Annotated in this window: 24 protein-coding genes; 7 read left to right on the forward strand and 17 right to left on the reverse strand. The window is 36.8% G+C overall.

The window, feature by feature from the left end:
• Positions 1 to 12: 12 nt before the first annotated feature.
• From BXU10_RS23610 to BXU10_RS23640, 7 genes are all read right to left on the reverse strand, one after another.
• Positions 13 to 915, reverse strand: coding sequence for a L,D-transpeptidase family protein (locus BXU10_RS23610; RefSeq protein ID WP_123922089.1), 903 nt, complete (start codon positions 913 to 915; stop codon positions 13 to 15).
• A 29-nt stretch (positions 916 to 944) separates the two neighbouring features.
• Positions 945 to 1,568 (reverse strand): hypothetical protein, encoded by a 624-nt coding sequence (locus BXU10_RS23615; protein ID WP_123922090.1) that lies wholly within the window; start codon positions 1,566 to 1,568, stop codon positions 945 to 947.
• A 119-nt stretch (positions 1,569 to 1,687) separates the two neighbouring features.
• Complete coding sequence (locus tag BXU10_RS23620; protein WP_123922091.1) at positions 1,688 to 1,972, reverse strand: hypothetical protein; 285 nt, start codon at positions 1,970 to 1,972, stop codon at positions 1,688 to 1,690.
• Positions 1,973 to 2,135: 163 nt separating this feature from the next.
• On the reverse strand, positions 2,136 to 3,443 hold the full coding sequence (locus BXU10_RS23625; protein ID WP_078229891.1) for a hypothetical protein: 1,308 nt from the start codon (positions 3,441 to 3,443) through the stop codon (positions 2,136 to 2,138).
• A 5-nt stretch (positions 3,444 to 3,448) separates the two neighbouring features.
• Positions 3,449 to 4,048 carry a YceI family protein gene (locus BXU10_RS23630; protein ID WP_078229892.1) on the reverse strand — a complete coding sequence of 200 codons (600 nt, stop codon included), beginning with the start codon at positions 4,046 to 4,048 and terminating at the stop codon, positions 3,449 to 3,451.
• 25 nt (positions 4,049 to 4,073) lie between these two features.
• The gene (locus BXU10_RS23635; RefSeq protein WP_078229893.1) at positions 4,074 to 4,544 is read right to left on the reverse strand and encodes a ferritin-like domain-containing protein; all 471 of its coding nucleotides are present in this window, start codon (positions 4,542 to 4,544) and stop codon (positions 4,074 to 4,076) included.
• Between the two features lie 156 nt (positions 4,545 to 4,700).
• Entirely contained in the window at positions 4,701 to 5,447 is a 747-nt protein-coding gene (locus BXU10_RS23640; RefSeq protein WP_078229894.1) for an SDR family NAD(P)-dependent oxidoreductase, read from the reverse strand.
• Between the two features lie 104 nt (positions 5,448 to 5,551).
• Here BXU10_RS23640 and BXU10_RS23645 point away from each other — a divergent pair, with 104 nt between their 5' ends.
• A complete protein-coding gene (locus BXU10_RS23645) occupies positions 5,552 to 6,385 on the forward strand; it encodes an IS982 family transposase (RefSeq protein WP_223255554.1) in 834 nt (277 codons plus the stop codon).
• A 13-nt stretch (positions 6,386 to 6,398) separates the two neighbouring features.
• Here the strand turns inward: BXU10_RS23645 and BXU10_RS23650 are convergent, their stop codons facing one another.
• The 10 genes from BXU10_RS23650 to BXU10_RS23695 form a co-directional block, all read right to left on the reverse strand.
• On the reverse strand, positions 6,399 to 7,361 hold the full coding sequence (locus BXU10_RS23650; protein ID WP_078229896.1) for an MlaD family protein: 963 nt from the start codon (positions 7,359 to 7,361) through the stop codon (positions 6,399 to 6,401).
• 11 nt (positions 7,362 to 7,372) lie between these two features.
• Positions 7,373 to 8,146 (reverse strand): ABC transporter ATP-binding protein, encoded by a 774-nt coding sequence (locus BXU10_RS23655; protein WP_078229897.1) that lies wholly within the window; start codon positions 8,144 to 8,146, stop codon positions 7,373 to 7,375.
• A 3-nt stretch (positions 8,147 to 8,149) separates the two neighbouring features.
• Positions 8,150 to 8,908 carry an ABC transporter permease gene (locus BXU10_RS23660; RefSeq protein WP_078229898.1) on the reverse strand — a complete coding sequence of 253 codons (759 nt, stop codon included), beginning with the start codon at positions 8,906 to 8,908 and terminating at the stop codon, positions 8,150 to 8,152.
• A 116-nt stretch (positions 8,909 to 9,024) separates the two neighbouring features.
• Complete coding sequence (locus tag BXU10_RS23665; RefSeq protein WP_223255555.1) at positions 9,025 to 9,651, reverse strand: hypothetical protein; 627 nt, start codon at positions 9,649 to 9,651, stop codon at positions 9,025 to 9,027.
• A gap of 153 nt (positions 9,652 to 9,804) precedes the next feature.
• Positions 9,805 to 10,476, reverse strand: coding sequence for a BON domain-containing protein (locus BXU10_RS23670; protein WP_078229900.1), 672 nt, complete (start codon positions 10,474 to 10,476; stop codon positions 9,805 to 9,807).
• Positions 10,477 to 10,521: 45 nt separating this feature from the next.
• Positions 10,522 to 11,073 (reverse strand): DUF1003 domain-containing protein, encoded by a 552-nt coding sequence (locus tag BXU10_RS23675; RefSeq protein WP_078229901.1) that lies wholly within the window; start codon positions 11,071 to 11,073, stop codon positions 10,522 to 10,524.
• A 62-nt stretch (positions 11,074 to 11,135) separates the two neighbouring features.
• Positions 11,136 to 12,518, reverse strand: a complete 1,383-nt coding sequence (locus tag BXU10_RS23680; protein ID WP_078229902.1) for an NAD-dependent succinate-semialdehyde dehydrogenase — start codon at positions 12,516 to 12,518, stop codon at positions 11,136 to 11,138.
• A gap of 18 nt (positions 12,519 to 12,536) precedes the next feature.
• Positions 12,537 to 13,028, reverse strand: coding sequence for a hypothetical protein (locus BXU10_RS23685; RefSeq protein WP_123922092.1), 492 nt, complete (start codon positions 13,026 to 13,028; stop codon positions 12,537 to 12,539).
• A gap of 150 nt (positions 13,029 to 13,178) precedes the next feature.
• Positions 13,179 to 13,580, reverse strand: coding sequence for a hypothetical protein (locus BXU10_RS23690; protein ID WP_223255556.1), 402 nt, complete (start codon positions 13,578 to 13,580; stop codon positions 13,179 to 13,181).
• 20 nt (positions 13,581 to 13,600) lie between these two features.
• A complete protein-coding gene (locus BXU10_RS23695) occupies positions 13,601 to 13,936 on the reverse strand; it encodes a hypothetical protein (RefSeq protein WP_189328123.1) in 336 nt (111 codons plus the stop codon).
• Positions 13,937 to 14,105: 169 nt separating this feature from the next.
• On the opposite strand from BXU10_RS23695, the gene BXU10_RS23700 reads away from it, so the two are divergent.
• From BXU10_RS23700 to BXU10_RS23725, 6 genes are all read left to right on the forward strand, one after another.
• Complete coding sequence (locus BXU10_RS23700) at positions 14,106 to 15,245, forward strand: AAA family ATPase (protein WP_078229904.1); 1,140 nt, start codon at positions 14,106 to 14,108, stop codon at positions 15,243 to 15,245.
• Entirely contained in the window at positions 15,235 to 15,675 is a 441-nt protein-coding gene (locus BXU10_RS23705) for a hypothetical protein (protein WP_078229905.1), read from the forward strand. Before BXU10_RS23700 ends, BXU10_RS23705 begins: the two co-directional genes overlap by 11 nt.
• Before the next feature lie 111 nt (positions 15,676 to 15,786).
• On the forward strand, positions 15,787 to 16,857 hold the full coding sequence (gene corA, locus BXU10_RS23710) for a magnesium/cobalt transporter CorA (protein ID WP_078229906.1): 1,071 nt from the start codon (positions 15,787 to 15,789) through the stop codon (positions 16,855 to 16,857).
• A 50-nt stretch (positions 16,858 to 16,907) separates the two neighbouring features.
• Entirely contained in the window at positions 16,908 to 19,001 is a 2,094-nt protein-coding gene (pta, locus tag BXU10_RS23715; protein ID WP_078229907.1) for a phosphate acetyltransferase, read from the forward strand.
• A gap of 74 nt (positions 19,002 to 19,075) precedes the next feature.
• Positions 19,076 to 20,272: an acetate/propionate family kinase gene (locus BXU10_RS23720; protein WP_078229908.1), complete on the forward strand. Its 1,197-nt coding sequence runs from the start codon at positions 19,076 to 19,078 to the stop codon at positions 20,270 to 20,272.
• A gap of 11 nt (positions 20,273 to 20,283) precedes the next feature.
• Positions 20,284 to 20,865: a hypothetical protein gene (locus tag BXU10_RS23725; RefSeq protein WP_078229909.1), complete on the forward strand. Its 582-nt coding sequence runs from the start codon at positions 20,284 to 20,286 to the stop codon at positions 20,863 to 20,865.
• Positions 20,866 to 20,924: the final 59 nt, after the last annotated feature.

The raw sequence follows: 20,924 nt of genomic DNA on the forward strand, positions 1-20,924 counted from the left end.
AGGACATAAAACTTAATTTTCGAAAAGCACTTTGGCCAGGGCATTGTCCCTCTTGTAAAGGTCGTCGTAAAAGGCAACATTTCCGCTGCCGTCTGCCCAGGCGGTAAAGTAGGCAATGTATACCGGGATTTTATCCTGAAGCACATAGGTATTTTCTTTTCCCAAGTGCATGGCTTGATCTACTTTTTTGCTGCTCCAGTTGGCGTCTTTTGCCATAATGGCCAGTGCGAGCTCACGGGCTTTTTCAACCCGCACGCATCCATGGCTAAAAGCTCTTTTGTCTTTATTGAAAAAGGATTTGGATGGCGAATCATGAAGGTAAATGTTATGGGAATTCGGAAACATAAATTTCACATAACCTAAAGCGTTGCTGCCTCCGGGTTTCTGTCTTACGTGTCCTTCATGCCATTCCATATTCTGGTTTTCAAGGTAATTAGGGTTCTTTTTTATCTTGGGGAGTATTTCTTTTCTAAGGATACTTGCAGGTACATTCCAGTACGGGCTAAAGGCCAAATAACTCATACTGCCACTAAATACAATGGTTTTATGAAATTCTTTTCCCACAACAACTTTAGAAACAAGAAATGGCTTTCCCTCACGGTAATACAGCAATCTGAAAGAAGGTATATTCACCGCGATATATTCCTGTGCCGAATTTATTTTAGCACTGATCCAGCGGCATCTTTCCATATTAACAGAAATGGTTTTGATCCTGCTTTCTACAGGAACGTTAAGCATTTCAATAAGACTGGGCGTGATCATGTTTTCAAAATCATGATTTTTACTGGTTCCATAAGCCGCTATACCATTAGTTATGGTTTGATCAAAAACATTAGATGCGTTATCCTCTGTGATAAAACCCTCTAAAAACATCCTGTTTCTTACCTCTTGTACCGTAGTGGAAGAATCACCCAACTGAAGTGATTTAATTCCTTTGTCAAGCTTTACTGATCTCCATCCACCTTTTTTTCAATTTCAAGATATTTTTTTAAAGCCTTTTTAAGGGGATAATATTGATTGAAATACTCCTGTTTGAATTCCTTTTTAGAAGCAATTCCCTGTGCAAGGGTATCGAGATATGCCGCATTGGAAGCATCCTCTCTTGGAAGGTACCAGCCTGTTTCTTCGCTTTTTCCTATGGTAAATCCGCTGAAAACTTTGTTAGTATAGAAAAAATACATGCAGCTGATCAGTAGCTCCGATTCCAAACTTGGGATTGTACCGGCATTTTGTTCAAAGATTTTAGTAAATTCCATTTCATACGGAATTGGAATAGGAAGACCTTCTTCTCTCATTTGCCCTACCTGTTTGTGTAGTACATAGGCAAATTCAACAAGTCCTTTTTGGTCGTACCAGATGTAATCACCGTGCTTTTTGTAGAGCAGTTTTACCTGAGCCTTATAGGGTTTAAATTCAGGATAGGTCTCAAAAAAAGCCGGAATTTTGGTGGTGTCGATTTGCACAGCAGGATTTTGCTGAAACTGTTTTTGCACATGGTCCATAGAAGATGCCCGCGATATTAACCAGGTACTGTACAGTAAAAAAATCAAGATACATTTATATTTCATCGGGGAGGTATTAGCTTGGAATTCTCTGACAATGGAATTGGTAAGGGATAAGTCTTTAATTAAAATGAACATAACAATAGATACTGTTATGTTCAGGTTTTATTGAATTGCAGGATGTTTTAATTGGCTTTAATTTCGTCGGCCGCCATCTGTGTTAGTAATTTGTTTTTTTTTACCTCAGGCAGCATTCCATTTTCGCTTTTTTTAGTTTTTGGCGCTTTTTTTAGTTTCTTTCCTGTAAGGTTTGCAGTAGTTTTCATAATTCTTTTGTTGATTTTTTTAGCCATCTTTTTGGCTGTATTGTCAATTGTTTTGAGAATCTTTTTACTGTTTGATTTTGCTGTTATTGCAGTGGTAATTGCTGTTGTTATTTCAGCTACCATTTTTTTTGAATTTGCTTTCATAATTTTAAATTTTATAGATGTTATGTTTAAACCTGATTTATCGAAATAAACCCGGCGTGTTATATGAATACAAAATTGAACAGAAGTTTTGCCATACGAAATGACACTGCTCATTTTCATTATTGATGTTAAACACTTTTTGCGAAGTATGTTTTGAATGGATTTAAAATCCCACCGTAGCTTCCAACATAAAGCCGTCGAATTGCCCGCCGTGCCTGATATCGGCAGGCTGAAAATTTTTATATTTCTGATTTACGTATTCGGCTTTCATCAGGATGTTTTTTGTCAGGAACCATCCTGCAGAACCTACCACACGGTTTATGGTTTGGTCATTTTGGTTTAACGGGCTATCCTTTAGTGTATTGTACCTCCCTGCAATCCAAAAGTTTTCTTTGCCGGCCGGAAACCTGTAAATAAGGTCAACGGCAGACTGAATGACCTGATGCGTATCGGCCTGGGTAATTTTTCGGCCTTTTGCAACTTCATAGGTTGCGAAGAGTTCAAAACCTTTAAACTTCACAAAAGGATTGATCATAAAAGCGGTTACCTGCTGACTAAATTCGGGATTGTAACGTCCTGAGCGGAAATTGTTAACCGCTGTTGCCGTAGTATTTTCCATGACATAAAAATAATGCGATCCAGTTCGGTCTCCTGCAAACAGGGTGTTGTTTTCTGCTCTTTTTACATTGTAAAAAGATCCTGTCAGCCTGAATCTGAGATCCTTATTTATTTGTTTGTCATAGCCAATTTTAGCATGATAGGCCGCCGTGGGTTTGTTGAGTTCTCCGGTTGCGTCATCTGTTTTAGTTGAAACAACAACCGTTGGGTTTAAGGCGCCATTGGTTGTTCCAAATAAAGCCATCCAGCCTGAATCGTGATGAAAGTATACCTCTCCTCCAATTTCAGTGGCAAATTCATCCAGGATATAGTTTTCTGTAAAAGGGTTGTAAATGGCGTTTCCCCCGTCAGTCCTTCTAAAGTGCTGATCACCATAATCCACATCGTAAGCACCTGCTTTGAGCGTTACGTATTTCATTACCTTGTCCATGAAATCACTTTTCAGGAATAGCAGTTTATCGAATTGTATATAACCGCCCTTTACCCAGGTTTCCTCATGATGTCTGGAGGACAAATAAACAGTAAGGTTCATTCGTATTCCATCATCGAGCTGCGCATCGAGATTCAGGTTGGCCATGGCCAGATTAAATGCATTGTCAATTTCGATAAGCTCGTTGCTGTTTATACCGTCAACCAGAACTGGACTTGGTGTATTTTGATGGTTGAGTCCCTGAAAATCCAAGGTAAAATTACCACCTATTTTTACTTTAAGCCCTCCGAAGGATGCGGTATCTTTCTTGGTGGTTTCGAAAACATTGAGTCCCCTTTGATCGTTGTACCTAAAATACTGCATGGGTTTCTTTTGTGCCTGGGCCGTTGTTAGGCAAAGACATAGTATTACTATATTTTTCATTTAAATTAAGATTTTTCAAAAAGGAAAGAGAATTCAAGCTTGATTGCATCACCGGTTTTCATGACTCCGCCCATAAATATTGGAGCAGTAACATTGTAGTCGCTCATGTTTATGGGATAATTACCGTCACAACTGATGCTTCCGTCTTTATTTATAAAACAGTACAAATCAATAACAGCATCTTTGGTAACCCCGGCAATGGTAAGTTTTCCGGCTGTTTTGATATGGAATTTGGAATTATTTACACTCATTACCTCAGCAGAAACCTGTTTGTACAGGATTTCTTTAAACTGATCGGTTCTCAGGGCTTTGTATGCATTTTTGTCTAATTTTTTCTGACCGCTTTTAAGGGTGAGCACGGGCAGGTTAAACGCAATGGCGCTGAGTTTTGTAATTTGATTTTCAGCACCCGTATTAAATGTTGCTTTTCCTGAAAAAACAGCCGTTTTCATCGTCCAGTCATGAAAGGTGGAGGTTCCCGATATTTTCATTTCATTAATTTTGGATGTACCAATTTTGAAATGGGATTGTGCCATAAGCGTCTGGCTCAGTCCTGAGCAGATTACGGTCAGGAGCAGCAGCGTGAATTTTATTTTAGTTTTCATGATTGTTCTTAATTTGTTAAAGGCATTATTTTAAGTAGGAGCGAAGGAACCAGGCCATTTTCTCATGGCTTTCGGTTAGTGTAGTTACAAAATCATCTGTTTTACTGTCTTTAGAAGCTGTTTCAAGTAGGGATGTATTTTTTTTTAGTATCATAATGAGGTTTTCATGATCACCGAGCAATTCACTTATATATCCTTTACGGTCATTTGTTTTTTTTCTTTTTTTATTGAATCGCGTGACCTTTAAAAAAGCCTTGAGCATGGCATCTGCATAATGGCCCGAGTCATGAACACGTTTCTCAACGCGCTCAATTATACTATCAATTTCGCTGGACTGGGCATTGAAAAAAAGATATTCATCCTGAAAATCAACAGACTGTAAACCGTTATCTATGCTTTTGGTTTTGGTCAAAAGGATGTACTCATCACAAAGAATACTTGAGAGTTTGCTGGTAAGTCTTTTTATATGGGCTCTTTTTGACGTAGTGGTTTTCATTTTCGCTTTTTTGGAGTTGCTGCTTTTTAAGGGCAAAGTTGAAGCTATTAGAGCCAAACCAAAATGACAGAAAGCGAAGCAATAAGTGATGGTTGTTACTTATTGGAAAGGGCAATATCATCATAACTTGCACCGTAGGTAAAATATTCGGGAATTTTAAGCCAGTACGCCGCCATCTAAAATAATTTGGGTACCATTGCAGTAACTCGAATCATCACAGGTCAGAAAAATAAATGTTTTGGCGACTTCCTGGGGCGTACATAACCTTTTTGCCGGAGTGCCCTTGATCCAGGCCTGATGGACTGTTTCGGGCGCTGCATCCAGTAAAGGCGTTTCTACATAATAGGGACAGATGGCATTCCCGCGTATATTTTGCGCGCCATATTGAACGGCGATGTTTTTTGTTAATCCCAATACACCATGTTTGGCAACCGTGTACGGGACTAAACCGTGCTCGGCTTTTAATCCGCCCAGAGAAGACATATTGACAATAACGCCGCCCCCTTGTTTGAGAAACTGCTGCAGTTCGTATTTAACGCAATAGAACTGACCGGTAAGGTTCACGGCGATTAAAGTGTTCCATACCACTTCAGACATATCATGAATTCCGGAATATACCCCTCCAATTCCTGCATTATTGAACGCCACATCCAGCCTGCCGTATTTTTCAACGGTGTCTGTAATAGCCTTTTTAACACTTTCAACATCACTGACGTCAATTGGGACGAACATACAGGGAGCGCCCAGCGCTTCAATATCCAGAATTGTCTGTTGATGATCTTTCACGGAAAGATCGGCAATTACAACTGTAGCGCCTTCTCGCGCCGCTTCCAGAGCGGAGGCTTTTCCTATTCCGGAATTGCCTCCGGTAATAAATACTACTTTATCCTGAAGCCTTCTCATTTTAGTTTTATTTAGATAATTAATTCAAGTTGCTAGTTATAAAATATAAAAAGTAAGCATCAAAAGTGAGAAATTTGGTTTACGACAACTAAAGACTCACAGATATGATGCTTACAAAAGACAAAATTATTTCAATTTTTTGTTTAATGGATGATATTTTACAAGGAATTGAGCACAAAGACGATATTAGAAGACAAGTAAGTGACAGTGAAATAATAATAACAGCCATAGTTTCCTCGACAAGTTTTTATGGTAATCATTGTTCTGCAATTCAATTTATGAAGCAATATGGGTATATCCCTAATATGCTTGAGAAAAGCAGATTCAATAGGCGGCTTCATAAAATAGGTAAGCTTCTTTATGAATTATTTGAAATTATAAGTTCTTATTTTAAAGACTTTTGTTGCGAAATGCATTATATAATTGATTCTTTTCCAGTAGCGGTATACCATAATATGAGAATTTCAAAATGCAAAATTCTTAAAGATAAAAAGTGGAGAGGTTACACGGCAAGTATGCGCAATTACTTTTACGGTGTCAAAGTACAATTAGTAACAACAAAATCAGGTATTCCAATAGCATTTCATTTTACACCAGGAAAAACAGCTGATGTAAAATCATTAGGAAGAATGATTGACAAATTACCTGCCGAAGCTTCAATATATGGCGATAGTGCTTATTTAGATTATAGTTTAGAAGATAAAGCTTTGGAACGAAAAGCAATTTTATTGAAAATTCAAAGAAAGTCGAATTCTAAAAGAAATGATACTTTAGAACAAAAAAGGGAAAAATTAAAAATGAGAAAAAGAGTAGAAACAACAATTAGCGATATCAAAAAACTTTTCCCAAGAACAATACACGCGGTGACACTCGATGGGTTTATTATAAAGCTTACACTCTTTGTATTCGCACTACAATTAAACAAATCAATTAACTAGCAACTTGAATTAATTAATTAGTACTGACTGCTTTTTGGAGTTCCAGTTCTTTTTTTGCTTCCTGTTTTTTCTTTTTCTTGAAATAACCTCTCAAAAGGAAATTCTGTTTGGCAGCCTGCTCAATTTCAATTAGATTTTTGGAGCCTGTTTGTAAATTTACCAGTGTTGAATCTAATGAGTTGGCCAATCTCTCATCACTGATCAGTTTGGGCAGGATACCTTTTCCACTATTTAGTTTTTTTGTAAAAACATTTAAATCAGTCACACTGTTCTCAAAACCGGAGAGTGTTTTTTTTATGCTGTTGGCATAATAAGGATCCGTCATAAGTTTTGATAACGTCCCGTCCTTATCGTTGATCTTTTTGGTGAAAACAGCAAATTCGTTGGAACTGTCCTTTAGGTTTTTCATGGTAACATCGATGCTCTTTGCAAAATTCTCATCGGTTAGTACTTTGGAGAGGGCCCCTTTTCCATTATTGATCTTATAGCTGAATTGGGATAGCTCCTTGGTAATAATCTCGGCATTGTCGATACTTTTTTTGAGTCCTGCGATCAGGTCTTCCATTCCGACAGCTTCACTCGATGCAATCATATCGCCGTCTTTTACCATTTGCGCAAAGCTGTTTTTAGGGGAGATGGTCAGTACTTTATCGCCCATAAGTCCATCGGAGCCAATACTGGCCCAGGCATCGGTTTTAATGTATTGATGTACTTCTTCCCGGATTACCATATTAACCACTACTGTAGAGTCGGAAATAAAAGAAATGTCTTTTATGGTTCCGATAGTGATTCCCGATAACAGTACGTTGTTGCCGTTTTTTAGCCCGCTTACATTTTTGAATTTTGCTTTTAAATGGAACGTGTCTCCAAAAAGGTTTTGGCTTTTGCCAATGAAATAAACCGCAACAAGAAAAATAGTCAGCGCGGCAATTACAAACAATCCTAATTTCCAGATATAATCTGATTTTTTCTTCATGATAGTATTATTTAAACAGGAAGGCCAGAGGCCGCCTGGTATTGATTGGCTGCAAAAAAGAATGATTTGACCCACTGATCCGAACTGTTTTCGAGTTCCTGATACGTACCCTGGGCATGGATCAGACCGTCTTTGATAATGATGATGCGGTTGCCGGTCATTTTAGCGCAGATCATATCGTGGGTAATGATGATGGATGTGGTTTTGTATTTTTTCTGTACCGATAAGATCAGTTCACTGATCTCCTGAGCCGTAATCGTGTCTAGCCCCGCAGTGGGTTCATCATAAAATATGATTTCAGGCTTGATGATGATCGTTCTTGCCAGGCTGATGCGTTTGACCATTCCGCCTGACAATTCGGAAGGCATTTTGTCAATAGCCTCTTTGAGTCCAACGCTGTCCAGCGCATCAAGAATCTGCTCCTGGATGTCTTTTTCTGTCAAATGGCGTGTATGATGTTTTAAGGTAAAAGTCAGGTTTTCACGAACCGACATCGAATCGTACAAGGCCCCATTCTGGAACATAAAACCTATTTTGAGCCTTATTTCATTAAGCTGCTTATAATTAAGCTTGGTGATGTCTGTATCAAAGATTTCTAACTTCCCTTTGTCTGCTTCCAAAAGCCCAACCAGGCATTTTATAGCTACTGATTTCCCCGAGCCGGAACGCCCAAGAATAACCAGATCTTCCCCTTTTTTTACCGTAAGGCTGATTCCTCTAAGAACTTTATTTTTTCCAAAAGCCTTGTAAAGGTTTTTGATATTTATGATGGGCTCTTCTTTCATGGCTTAGAAAAATAAATCGGTGATTTGCACCGCCAGCATATCGACAATAAAAATAGAAAGTGATGCTGTCACTACTGCTGAATTGGCTGCAAGTCCCACGCTTGCCGTGCCGCTAGAGGCATTAAAACCTTTATAGCAGCCAATGACCCCGATAAAGAATCCAAAGAAGAATGTTTTTATCGTGGCGGGTATAAGATCCAGATAATCCAGATGTTCGATTACTTCTGAAAAATACCTGCTCAGTGTAATAGTACTGTGCACATTATAACCGATGTAACCTCCATAAATGCCAACTAGATCAGCAAAAATAACAAGCATGGGCACCATTAGCGTTGTGGCTAATATTCGGGTAACCACCAGATACTTATAAGGATTAACGGCAGAGACTTCCATAGCATCAATCTGTGAGGATACTTTCATCGAACCCAGTTCGGCTCCAATGCCAGAGGCAATTTTCCCCGCGCAGATAAGGGCTGTAACCACAGGGACTATTTCCCTGATAAGGGAAAGTGAAACCATGCTCGGCAGCCAGGACTCGGCCCCAAATTTTGTCATGGTCGGCCGGGACTGAATGGTCAGTACCAAGCCCATGATAAAACCCGTAATACTTACAAGGGGAAGTGATTTGCATCCGATGGTGTAACATTGGCGCAGGAACTCATTGATTTGAAAAGGAGGGACAAAAATTTCTTTAAAAAAACGTCCGATGAACAATGAAAAATTTCCTGCCTGTGTAAGCTGCTCTTTTACGATGGCTATCATTATAGTGGGATTTGATTTAGATTAGAGTTAAAAAACAATTTTATAGGTTAGGACCTGATTTCCCAACAGGTGAATTTTCTTCTCTTGACCGCTATAAAATTGAGTTTATGATGCTTTTACTGCATATCATTCTGGACTCTTCTGGCAGTGCTTTTGCCCGGCAGATAGATTTGAAAACCAAACGATGCATTTAGGTTTCCCTGGTAGGGCGCACTTCCTAGTCCAACCAAAGCATTGTATTTTAAAAGGACTTCTAGTCCGATATTTGGGGTTATAAAGTAGGCAAACCCAGGACCGGCACTGATGTTAAGCCCGTTGGTATTATCCGCATCACTGACATTAACCCCTCCAAGACCTACAGTGGCTTCTGCGAAAAAGCGGCTGTGCTTTATCACCTCTTTTTCTTTTCCGGCATAATAACGCCCTAAGGCTCCAATACCGTAACTAGTAGTAGTTCCTGAATTTTTTGCTGTTTCAATCCCCAGGTCAATATAACCTCCAAGGGCAATATTGTCTTGTATAAACCAGGCTATTTTAGGTGTAATCTCAGCGCTTATTATCTTTGAACCGTTTAATCCAAGATTAACGTTAGCGAGATTTCCGCCGATTAGAATGTTACCCTTCTGAATTTGGGCGGTCGCATTCAGTCCTGTTGCAATGGTAGCAATGATCATTAAAATTGTATAATTTTTCATTTGTTTAGTTTTAAAATTTGTATTATTTATAAGACAAAGGTGCTGCATGATACTGCCTTTAGAAATGATGGACATCATTGTCAGAAGTGACCCTTATTACATTTTATTGTGAATTTTATAAAAAAAATCCCTGAATACTGTGATGTATTCAGGGAGGGTATTTTGTATTTCATCACTTATGCTTGACAATAGCTCCGGTTTTTACTCGGTAAAGGCATAGTTATAATCTACTGTCAATTCATTTTTTACAAAGGCAACTCCGGGTGTATTCCAGGTAATTCTGGCTGCTTCCTCTTTTTGGTAAAGTGATGTAACATCTCCGGAAAGCGTTATTGAAGTTCCAGATACGGATACTGTAATATCCTTGGCATTTATCGCCCAGTGAAGCGCTAAGGCATTCTCCACATGTTTTTTTTCAATGGCACTGTTGGATTCTGACTGAACGCTTATGTTGTTTATAACACCTTTAACACCGCGAAGTTCGGTGGCAGATTTTCTGGCCAGCTCTTTTTGATAGTTCCATCCCAGCTGACCCTCCAGGGTAACCCATCCGTTCTCAACTTTAACTGTCAGGTTATTATGAGCAAGGATTAGGTTCTCTGAGAAGGACTTTACCAGATCTGAAGCGATATCAGTATCATTTTTTATAAAGTGGCGTGCATCCTGTATCTCAATTTTTTCCACTACAGCCTTGACACCGCCTACTTTTTTGGCTGCATTTTCGGCTTCGGTTTTTTTATAATAATTATCTACAATTCCCGTAAGGGTTACAATGCCGTCTTTAACAATTACGCCAATTTCGGCGGCATGCAAAAGCGGTTCCCATTTAATGGCTTCCTGTACGTCTTTTTGTAATTCTTCATTCGTTTTCATAAGGTATATTTTAAAATTTATTAGTTATGCTTAAAGGAGGCCATCTTATTTGCTCTTTTTTGCGGTCAGTTTTGAATGGATGGATCCAAGCAGATCGAATTGTTTTTGCTGCATATCAAACAGTGTTTTTATTTCCTCTTCCAGCAATAAATCTACTTTCTTGTTAAGGCTTCGGATCTGCATTTCGGCCTTTAGGTTGATCATATAATCATTTTCACTTCGTATGCGGTCTTTTTGCTCAAGCCTGTTCTGGCTCATCATAATAATGGGCGCCTGCAGTGCCGCAAGACACGAAAGAATCAGGTTCAGCAGAATAAAGGGAGAAGGATCAAATTCATAGATCCCTATAGCAAGAATATTAAAGGAGATCCAAAGTATGAGGATTACAAAGAAGGAAATTATAAATTTCCAGCTTCCTCCAAATTGCGCCACTTTATCAGAAATTCTTTCGCCCCTGGTCAGGTTCTCGATCTGGGGATGAGAGAGCTGGTGCACGATTAGCTCTTCGGCTTCAATGGAATTGCGGACAATCTCATGAAGTTTTTCCAGGTGTATTTTTACATCCTGCGAAAAAGCGTGTTTGTCTTTTACTTTCATATCTACTGCATTATGCCATTTCAATACTACTCTTACCCAAGGATCCTAATGGCATAATTCATTTAAAAAGGATCAGAGAGCGCGCTTACGCGGATGAGTTTCTTATTAACAAATTCATTAATTCCTAGTTCTGAGAGTTCCCTTCCGTAGCCGGATCTTTTGGTACCTCCAAAAGGCAGATCGGCCTGTGTCCAGGTGGGATGGTTGATAAATACCATTCCGGTATCAATCTGGTCAGCCACGCGCTTGCCGCGCTCTATATCATTTGTAAATACGGAACCTCCGAGTCCGAAGGGGCTGTCATTGGCAAGATCAATGGCTGCCTGCTCATCTTTTACCCGGTAAAAAGAAGCCACCGGGCCAAAGAGTTCTTCATGATAAGCTGCCATTCCCGGCTTCAGGCCAGTCAGTATGGTGGGTTCCATAAAGGCTCCCGGACGGTTTAAGCGACTGCCTCCCAGTACCACTTTTGCTCCTGCATCTACAGATCGCATGACCTGATCGGCCAATAATACAGCAGCTTCTTCATTGCATAAAGGACCTAGCTGGGTTGTTCTGTCCATCGGGTCACCTACTTTTAGGCTGGCCATCTTTTGGGTGAATTTGGCAAGGAATTCATCGGCAACAGCCTCAACGACTATAAATCTTTTTGAGGCCACACAGCATTGTCCGTTATTATTGATTCTTCCTACTATGGCCCAATCCACTGTTTTTTCAATATCGGCATCTTCCAGTACTATAAAGGCATCGTTTCCGCCAAGTTCCAAAACCGATTTCTTTAGGCTTCGTCCAGCCTCTGCAGCCAGACTTGCCCCGGCGGCTTCGCTTCCTGTTAAGGAAACGCCTTTGATTCTCTGATCCGAAACAAGCCCTGAAGCCCTTTTTCCGGAGATTAGAAGATTGGTGTACAATCCTTTTGGGGCTCCGGCTTCATGGAAGAGTTCTTCGATGGCTATGGCACATTGAGGAACAATCGAGGCGTGTTTTATAAGAATGGTATTTCCTGCGATGATATTAGGACCCGCAAAACGGGCAACCTGATAAAAAGGGAAGTTCCATGGCTCAACGGCAAACACGACACCCAGGGGCATATAGCGTATAAAGGCTTTACCGTACTCAGGGTTCAGGTGTTTGTCAGACAGGAATTCTTCTCCATGATCGGCGTAGTAATCGATAATATTGGCGCTAAGGTCAATTTCGGCTTCTGCCTGCGAGATCAGCTTTCCCATTTCCAGTGTTATGATTCTGGCAAGTTCCTGTTTTTTTTTACGCATGAGAGACGCTACTTTATGCATTAAGTCAATTCGCTGGGTAAAGGATGTTTTTCTCCAGTCCTGAAAAGTTTTTTCTGCATTGGCAACGGCTGTTTCCAGCGCTGCATCGGTCATTTCTTCAAAACTTTTGATAAGGGCATTGGTGTTGGGATCAGTGGTTTGTATGGACATATTATATGTTTTTTAGAATTATTTTACATTATTTTTAAAAAGGTCTTTGACGGCTTTATCCAGTTCATCCATATCATAATTGAATTCTCTCTGGAATGATTCATTTTTGGATGCAACGGAATCATTAAATTTGAGCATGCCATTTTCAAATTCCGCGTTACGTTCCCGCAGCTTTTCCCTCATTGCTTTGAGCTTTTCGCGATTCTGGCTCAGCTCGTTTTTTAATCTCAAATTTTCTTTTTGATCCGCTGCGCGTATTTTTTTTTCAAATTGCCTGATCTTCTCATTTAAGGCCTTAACATCTTTTTCGGATTTATCATTAAAAGTTTTCCACTGGCTTATCGCTGTTTCCTTTGCTGCCTCCCTGGAATCTTTTGCTGCCTGCTGCAGCTCGCGATTGGCTTTATTAAGATTGTCTTTCGCATCACTAAGGTCTCTGTTTGAGGCCGTATTACAGCTGCAAAGCATCAGGAAGATGCACACTGCAAGGGTTCCTATAGTTGATTTCATGATTAGCTGGATTAAGTTTTTTAAGTAATTTTAGTATTGCAAAGATGTGTTCAGTTAAGCGGGCAGCAAATGATGTTCAGCACTTTTGGAAGTGACTTCAAACACTTTATTGACCATTTACCTGTTAATTGAAAAAAATCTATTGGATTATTAATGAAGATTTTCTTTAGAGGAGATGCTTTTTTCTATTTCGCTGATCTGGGTTTTCTCCTTTTTAATATCCTGACGCAGCAGACCGAATAGACCCATATAAAAGTTAGCGATCCAGACCAGGGAGAAGCCTCCAATGAGATAACCTGTCCAATTTTGCATGAGAAGTTTATATTCCGTAGCAATAAGTACAACGATAGTAACGTAATGGCTAAAACAATATTCACAGGTAAAGAGATAAAAGAATTTTCGCTCTGCTATAGAGCTGCCTGTTTTACTGCGCCGGGTGCAATAGTCCCTGGGCTCCCGGAATACTTCCTCATGGGTTACCGTCCAGGCAACGCATGCAATGGGCATTGCCAAAATAAAAAGCCAGATAATCTGTATCGTGATAGGTATCATAAATTTTTCTAAGTTAAAAATCAGAATTCAAAAAAGGGCGTGGTGTTGGTCCTTACACATTCTGCCGCGTAGAGGTAAAGGGCAGCAGACCAGCTCTGCCAGTCCTGTCCCATGGGATCACCATCCTGGGCTTTGTACCATTCATTAAAGCCATAATCGAGGTTTTTGTTTCTTGATTTTTTAATCAGGTCGGTAAGCAGGAACAATTTTTCTCTGGCCAGTTCGGGTTTTCCTGCTTTTACCAGTGCTGCTATGTGAAGTGCTGAAATAACTCTGTCTCTAATAAAGTTTAAAAATGATTGGCTTTCAGAAAGAAATATGCTTTTTTGTGAAATAAAATAATTACTTTGTTCCATATTTGTACCATTGTATTGTAATGTATTGATAATCAGTTATTGTTATTTTTTAATAAGTAAAATAATTCTTTTGTACTAAGTAATTAGTAGTAAGTATTAAGATAGAAACCGGGTCAGAAATGACTCGGTTTTTTTATTTATATTTACATTGAAATTACAAAATTAAGAAATGGAAAAGTTAATAGTTAAGAATTTTGGTCCTATAAAAGAAGCTGAAATAGACTTAACAAAATATGTTGTGTTTATTGGAGATACTTCTACAGGAAAAAGTGTTTTAGCGAAGTTGATTTCTATATTTAGGGATTTTTTTGTTGTTTTAAAAAATAAGAATAAGCCAATTGATCTTTTTGATTATGAAAAAGCGTTTGATTTTAATAATCAATTGAAAAATTATAATATTGATTATAGCTTCGAAGATTCTGTTTTTGAATATTATAATTCTAAATTGGAATTGAAGATTAAGAACAATAAAATAGATCAAATTACAGATGATTATAAAGAGCGTACTAGATTTAGAAATATTACCAATTTATCAGATAGTTTTTCAGCAGAAGAAATTAAAAAAGCGTTTTCAATTATTTATGACACAAGAAAATCAGTATACTTTCCTCCTGAAAGGATGCTAACTTCTTTGATAGGCTCTTCTATTTCTGGTTTATGGGCAAATAATGTAGCACTTCCTGTTTGTTTTAAAAATTTTGCTGCTAAATATGAGGTTGCGAGAAAAGAAAATCAAAATATGTTATTTGAAGATTTTGGTTTCAGTTATGCTTTTGTTAATAATGAGGAGTTAATTTCTAATCCTAGTGGAAAAGATTTCCAATTGAATAAAGCTTCAAGTGGAATTCAGTCATTATTGCCACTTCTTTTGGTTTTAAATTATGAGTTGAGACTAGAAGTTTTTAAACCAGAGTTAAATTTTTTAATAGAAGAACCAGAATTAAATTTATTTCCTATAAAGCAAAAAAAGTTAATTGATTATTTGATACAAAATATAAATGGTACAAAACATAAATTAATAATTACGACGCATAGTCCATATGTGCTTTCCGCATTAGATACGCTAATTTTGGCTAAAAACACTTTTAATGAACGCGAAGTTTTAAAGAAAGAAATTAACGATATTGTTTTTTATTTGCGATGGTTGGATTATGAAGATATTTCTGTTTACGAAGTAAGAAATGATGGAAAAGTATATTCAATCAAAAACGAAGAATTCCGTAGTATTGATACAAATGCAATTGATGGAGTCTCAGATATTATTTCAGAAGAATTTGATAAATTAACAGAGTTGAGATATGCACAATAATTTTAATGAACTTATTGCTTCAAATCAAAATTGTTGTTCAAATAGTAAAGTAGCTTCTGAAAACGGAAAGAGATTTGAGATTGTTTCAAATGAAGATTTTAAAAGAATTCGAATTGATGATTGTTTGATTACTTCTATGCAGATTCAAAAATGTGATTTTGGTTTTGTCAGACATTCTAATGATGATTTTTATTTTGTAGAATTAAAAGGGAAAGATGTTAAAATTGCCTTGAATCAAATTATTAGTACAATAAATATTTTCGAATCAAATTTTATTAAAACTCCTAAAGATAAGCGATATGGTTTTATTATTAGTTCTAGAAACCCTCTGTCAAGTACAGAAACAAATAATTTAAAACAAGCTTTTGCAAAAAAATATGGAAGGCTTTTAGAAATTAAAAGTAGGGAACATAAATACATTCCAAAGTAAACCGAGTCAGTAATACTCGGTTTTTTCATGTCTTAAAGTAGTTACAAAATGATAATTGTCATTTCCTTTTCGAATTCTTTTTTGTAATATTACTATAATAATTTTTTTTTGATGCGTAAGATAAAATACAAAGAAGGCCGCAAGCTACAGCATACCACCTTAGAGTATACAGGGGCTCATAAAGATCACGAATCAGAAATGCAGCTTTTTGTATATAATGATGCTGATGTTGTTGAATATGAAAAGTTTACTGTGTTGGCGTTAAATTCCTGTTTTGATTATACCAAAAATAATTGGCTCAACATTCACGGATTAAACAATATTGATCTCATTAAAACAATCGGGGATCATTTTAAGCTGGACGACTTTTTACTTGCTGATATTTTAAACACAACTAAAAGAACAAAGCTGGAAGAACAGCAGGATGTTTTATTTTTCAATATTAAATCACTTTTACCTTCAGAATATTCAGACGGACTTAAAGTAGAGCAGCTTAGTTTTATTTTAAAAGACGGAATCCTGATTTCGTTTCAGGAAAAGCGAAGTGACTTCTTTACACATATCCGGGAACGCATTCGCACACATGCTGGAATTGTAAGGACTAAAAAAGTAGATTATCTGCTTTATTTATTGTTGGATGCGGTAATGGAAAACTTTTATATTACAATTGAAGATGAAGAAGATAATATTGAGGAATTAATTGATTTGACCAAAAAAGGAGCTGATCCGATTATTCTGGAAAAGATTGAAAATCACCGTGATAATTTTAACTTTTTAAAGCGTGCAATTGTGCCGCTTCGGGATTCTTTGTATTATTTGAAAACGATCAAAGACGATGATACAAACTCCCTTATTCAAAAAGAGACATTTAATTTCTTTGTGAGGCTGCATCAAAAAAGTCTGGAACTTTTGGAGCAAATCGATTCAGATATGAGTTCTTTAGAAAGTGCTTCAAATTTTTATTTTTCAGAACAAAGCAGGAAAATGAATGAAATAATGAAAACGCTGACAATTATTTCGGCAGTTTTTATTCCGCTTACTTTTATTGTTGGAGTATACGGAATGAACTTTGATAATATGCCCGAATTACATACCAGAAACGGCTACTTTATTGTTATGATAGTCATGTTTCTATTGGTTATAGCCCTTATTATTTATTTCAAAAAAAGACGGTGGTTTTAGTTTTTTAAATTACGATTTAGAATATAGTATTTAGTTTCAAAATATAAATTATGAGTAAAGCGATATATATTGCCACAAGCGATCAGAACAGCGGAAAATCTATTATTACACTCGGTTTAATGAGCATTCTGATAGGTAAAACAGCCAAGGTGGGTTATTTCAGGCCAATTGTAGAAGATTTTATAGATGGAGAATTAGACAATCATATCGAAACGGTTCTTTCGTATTTTAATCTTGAGATTAAGTTTGAAGATGCTTACGCCATTACCAAGAGTAAATTAATCAAGAAGAAAAATAAAGGCAAAATAGGGGAGGTTTTAGATTTAATTATAGAAAAGTATAAAAAACTTGAAGAACGTTTTGATTTTGTTTTGGTAGAAGGAACGAGTTTCACGGGCGAAGGAACTTCAATTGAATTGGATCTGAATGTTTTGATTGCTAAAAACCTCGGAATTCCAACTATAATTATTGGTTCAGGAGTTGGTAAAACATTAGAGGAACTATTGGATAGTCTGTATCTGGTTTATGATTCTTTCAAAGTAAAAGAAGTCGAAGTCTTATCTGTTTTTGCCAACAAAGTCCAGCCGGAAAATATTGAACTGGTAACTAAAAGTCTTAAGAAAACCTTACCAGACAATGTTCTGATCAATACGATTCCGCTAATTTCGAGTTTAAATAATCCGACCATGCAGGAAATCGTTAATGAACTTGATGCAAAGGTTTTATTTGGAGAAAATTACCTCAATAATGAAATTGGACATTTTAGTGTTGGAGCCATGCAGCTGCACAATTATCTTGTTCACCTTCATGATAATGCTTTGGTAATTACTCCGGGAGATCGTTCGGATATTATTTTAGGTGCTTTGCAGGCAAATGAATCGGCTAATTATCCAACTGTTTCAGGTATTATCCTGACTGGGAATATTCTTCCGGAAGAAAGTATTTTAAAGTTGATTGAAGGACTCTCTGCCATTGTTCCGATTATTGCTGTTGACGGCGGAACGTATCATATTACAAATAAAATAGGTGCAATTCGATCTGAAATTTATGCCAATAACACCCACAAAATTGAAACCTCAATTACAACATTCGAAAAATATGTTGATAATGATGCCTTATCTGAGAGATTAATCACTTTTGTTCCTGAAGGAATGACTCCGAAAATGTTTCAGTACAATATGGTTAAAAGAGCTAAACAGCATCGCAAACATGTTGTTTTACCTGAAGGAAATGATGATAGGATTATCATTGCTGCTTCAAGATTATTAGATATGGATGTAGTCGATATTTCGATTATTGGAGATAAAAGACAAATTGAAAATAAAGTGACAGAACTCGGAATTTCGTTTGATTTTTCTAAAGTTAATATTATCAATCCAATAGAATCTGAGTTTTATGAAGAGTATGCCAATACCTATTATGAGCTTCGAAAGGCGAAAAATGTAAGCATCACAATGGCAAGGGATTTAATGGAGGATGTTTCGTATTTCGGAACAATGATGGTTTATAAAGGTCACGCTGACGGAATGGTTTCAGGAGCCGCACATACGACACAGCATACGATTTTACCGGCATTACAATTCATTAAAACTAAACCGAATTCATCTGTAGTTTCGTCGGTATTTTTTATGTGCTTAGAAGATCGTGTTTCTGTTTTTGGAGATTGTGCGATTAACCCAAATCCAACTGCGGAACAATTGGCGGAAATTGCTATTTCATCAGCAGATTCAAGTTCAGCTTTCGGGATTGAACCAAAAATAGCGATGCTTTCCTATTCTTCCGGTTCATCAGGAAAAGGGGATGAAGTGGAAAAAGTTCGTACTGCGACCGAAATCGTAAAACAAAAACGACCGGATTTAAAGATAGAAGGGCCAATTCAGTACGATGCTGCTGTAGATCGTGCCGTAGGAAAAAGTAAAATGCCGGATTCTGAAGTTGCAGGGCAGGCGAGTGTGCTTATTTTTCCGGATTTAAATACAGGTAATAATACCTACAAAGCCGTTCAGCGTGAAACCGGAGCTTTGGCAATCGGACCAATGTTACAAGGTTTAAACAAACCTGTAAACGATTTGAGCCGTGGCTGTACCGTTGATGATATTATAAATACGGTTGTTATTACGGCGATTCAGGCACAGGGATTGTAATTGAAGTTAAAAGTTAGAAGTAAAATGTTATTCGGTTTTTTCGTTTAGCAACAAATAGAAATAGAATTAAAAAAATGAAAATATTAATAATAAACTCAGGAAGTTCATCAATAAAGTATCAATTAATGGTTATGCCGGAAAACGAAGTAATTTGTACCGGAATGATTGACAGAATTGGTTTAGAAAGTTCGAATGTTACTTTTAAGGCTTCATCAAATTCATATGAAGAAACCATACCGATTGCGACTCACAAAATAGGTCTGCAAAAAGTAGCCAATATGCTGTTGGATGATCAAAAAGGAGTTATTAAATCGACTTCTGAAATCGATGCTGTAGGACACCGTGTGGTTCATGGCGGAAGTACTTTTACAGAAACCGTAAAAATCGACGAAAAAGTAAAAGCAAAAATCAAACAGCTTTTTGACCTGGCTCCATTGCACAATCCTGCAAATTTAGAAGGAATTAATGTAGCTGAAGAAATTTTTAATTCTGCTGTTCAAATTGCTGTTTTCGATACTGCTTTTCATCAAACCATACCCGAAGTAGCGTATAAATTTGCAATTCCGAATAAATTGTTAACAGAAAGCAGGATTCGCGTTTATGGTTTTCATGGTACAAGCCATAAATATGTATCTGAAAAAGCAATTGAATTTTTAAGAGAACATAATAAACCATTTCAAAATATAATTACGATTCATTTAGGAAACGGCTGTAGTATGACGGCTGTTAAAGATGGTAAAAGTATTGACCATTCTTTTGGATTTGGTCCTACAAATGGTCTGATAATGGGTACCAGAGCAGGTGATGTTGATCAGTCGGTTATTTTTTATATGCAAAATTCATTAGGATATTCTTTGGAAGAAATAAATAACATTCTGCAAAAACAAAGCGGAATGCTTGGACTTACCGGTTATAGTGACCTTCGTGATATTGAAGCACAGGCTGAAAAAGGAAATAAGGAATGTGAACTGGCTTTGTATATGAATGCCTATCGCATCAAAAAATTTATTGGATCCTATACGGCTGCTCTAAATGGTTTAGATGCGATTGTTTTTACAGCCGGAATTGGTGAAAACTCATCCTACATGCGAAAACTGGTTTGTACTGATATGAGCTATTTTGGACTCAAGCTGGATGAAGATAAAAACCAAATGCGTTCTAAAGAAAACAGGGCTATAAACAGTCCGGATTCTAAAGTGAAAATTTTGGTAGTTCCAACTGATGAGGAATTTGAAATTGCCAATCAGGTTTATCATTTATTGGAGAATTAAATTCTAATTTTATGAATCAATTATTCAAAATTTATATTTTATTTATTTTTGGATTTTTATCAAGTAATTCTTTTTGTCAAAACTATAATCACGTAGTTTTTGAGGTATATGGAGATTTAAATAAAGATGGTTTAGATGATTTAGTACTTGTAAAAGAAGATAATAAAGACAAGCATAATCCATTTTTGTTAGAAATTAAATTTCAGGGAAAAGATAAAAGCTATCGTACTGTCTTAAGTTCAGAAACGGCAGTAGTTGCTAAATTTCCCGGAGAAGATAACATAACTATATGTTTGTTAGAAAGTATTGAAATAAAAAAAGGAATATTAATTTTTAATCAAAGTTTAATACGAGGAACATTTACACATAAATTTAGATTTCAGAAAAATCAATTTGAGTTGATAGGTATACATTTTAATAGTGCCAATCCCGGATACTTTCTAACTGTTGATTATAATCTTTCAACGGGAAAAATGATAGAAATAAAAAAAGCGTATGAAACAGATAAAATAATTGAGAATAATACAACAATAGAAAAAATTACACCTTTGCCAAATCTCAAAAAGTTTGATCCTTTAAACTTTTTATATTAATACTTGTCGTAAAAAGTATCATCTTTCTAAATTAAATATTTGTCAGTATATTTGAGTTT

The organism is Flavobacterium sp. LM4 (assembly GCF_002017935.1).
GTDB classification, from domain to species: domain Bacteria; phylum Bacteroidota; class Bacteroidia; order Flavobacteriales; family Flavobacteriaceae; genus Flavobacterium; species Flavobacterium chungangense.

What these genes read in the sequence shown, in the direction of transcription:
- BXU10_RS23615 (WP_123922090.1), bottom strand. Translation starts at nt 1,568, where the DNA reads ATGAAATATAAATGTATCTTGATTTTTTTACTGTACAGTACCTGGTTA.
- BXU10_RS23620 (WP_123922091.1), bottom strand. Translation starts at nt 1,972, where the DNA reads ATGAAAGCAAATTCAAAAAAAATGGTAGCTGAAATAACAACAGCAATT.
- BXU10_RS23625 (WP_078229891.1), bottom strand. Translation starts at nt 3,443, where the DNA reads ATGAAAAATATAGTAATACTATGTCTTTGCCTAACAACGGCCCAGGCA.
- BXU10_RS23630 (WP_078229892.1), bottom strand. Translation starts at nt 4,048, where the DNA reads ATGAAAACTAAAATAAAATTCACGCTGCTGCTCCTGACCGTAATCTGC.
- BXU10_RS23635 (WP_078229893.1), bottom strand. Translation starts at nt 4,544, where the DNA reads ATGAAAACCACTACGTCAAAAAGAGCCCATATAAAAAGACTTACCAGC.
- BXU10_RS23640 (WP_078229894.1), bottom strand. Translation starts at nt 5,447, where the DNA reads ATGAGAAGGCTTCAGGATAAAGTAGTATTTATTACCGGAGGCAATTCC.
- BXU10_RS23645 (WP_223255554.1), top strand. Translation starts at nt 5,552, where the DNA reads ATGATGCTTACAAAAGACAAAATTATTTCAATTTTTTGTTTAATGGAT.
- BXU10_RS23650 (WP_078229896.1), bottom strand. Translation starts at nt 7,361, where the DNA reads ATGAAGAAAAAATCAGATTATATCTGGAAATTAGGATTGTTTGTAATT.
- BXU10_RS23655 (WP_078229897.1), bottom strand. Translation starts at nt 8,146, where the DNA reads ATGAAAGAAGAGCCCATCATAAATATCAAAAACCTTTACAAGGCTTTT.
- BXU10_RS23660 (WP_078229898.1), bottom strand. Translation starts at nt 8,908, where the DNA reads ATGATAGCCATCGTAAAAGAGCAGCTTACACAGGCAGGAAATTTTTCA.
- BXU10_RS23665 (WP_223255555.1), bottom strand. Translation starts at nt 9,651, where the DNA reads ATGCAGCACCTTTGTCTTATAAATAATACAAATTTTAAAACTAAACAA.
- BXU10_RS23670 (WP_078229900.1), bottom strand. Translation starts at nt 10,476, where the DNA reads ATGAAAACGAATGAAGAATTACAAAAAGACGTACAGGAAGCCATTAAA.
- BXU10_RS23675 (WP_078229901.1), bottom strand. Translation starts at nt 11,073, where the DNA reads ATGAAAGTAAAAGACAAACACGCTTTTTCGCAGGATGTAAAAATACAC.
- BXU10_RS23680 (WP_078229902.1), bottom strand. Translation starts at nt 12,518, where the DNA reads ATGTCCATACAAACCACTGATCCCAACACCAATGCCCTTATCAAAAGT.
- BXU10_RS23685 (WP_123922092.1), bottom strand. Translation starts at nt 13,028, where the DNA reads ATGAAATCAACTATAGGAACCCTTGCAGTGTGCATCTTCCTGATGCTT.
- BXU10_RS23690 (WP_223255556.1), bottom strand. Translation starts at nt 13,580, where the DNA reads ATGATACCTATCACGATACAGATTATCTGGCTTTTTATTTTGGCAATG.
- BXU10_RS23695 (WP_189328123.1), bottom strand. Translation starts at nt 13,936, where the DNA reads ATGGAACAAAGTAATTATTTTATTTCACAAAAAAGCATATTTCTTTCT.
- BXU10_RS23700 (WP_078229904.1), top strand. Translation starts at nt 14,106, where the DNA reads ATGGAAAAGTTAATAGTTAAGAATTTTGGTCCTATAAAAGAAGCTGAA.
- BXU10_RS23705 (WP_078229905.1), top strand. Translation starts at nt 15,235, where the DNA reads ATGCACAATAATTTTAATGAACTTATTGCTTCAAATCAAAATTGTTGT.
- corA (WP_078229906.1), top strand. Translation starts at nt 15,787, where the DNA reads ATGCGTAAGATAAAATACAAAGAAGGCCGCAAGCTACAGCATACCACC.
- pta (WP_078229907.1), top strand. Translation starts at nt 16,908, where the DNA reads ATGAGTAAAGCGATATATATTGCCACAAGCGATCAGAACAGCGGAAAA.
- BXU10_RS23720 (WP_078229908.1), top strand. Translation starts at nt 19,076, where the DNA reads ATGAAAATATTAATAATAAACTCAGGAAGTTCATCAATAAAGTATCAA.
- BXU10_RS23725 (WP_078229909.1), top strand. Translation starts at nt 20,284, where the DNA reads ATGAATCAATTATTCAAAATTTATATTTTATTTATTTTTGGATTTTTA.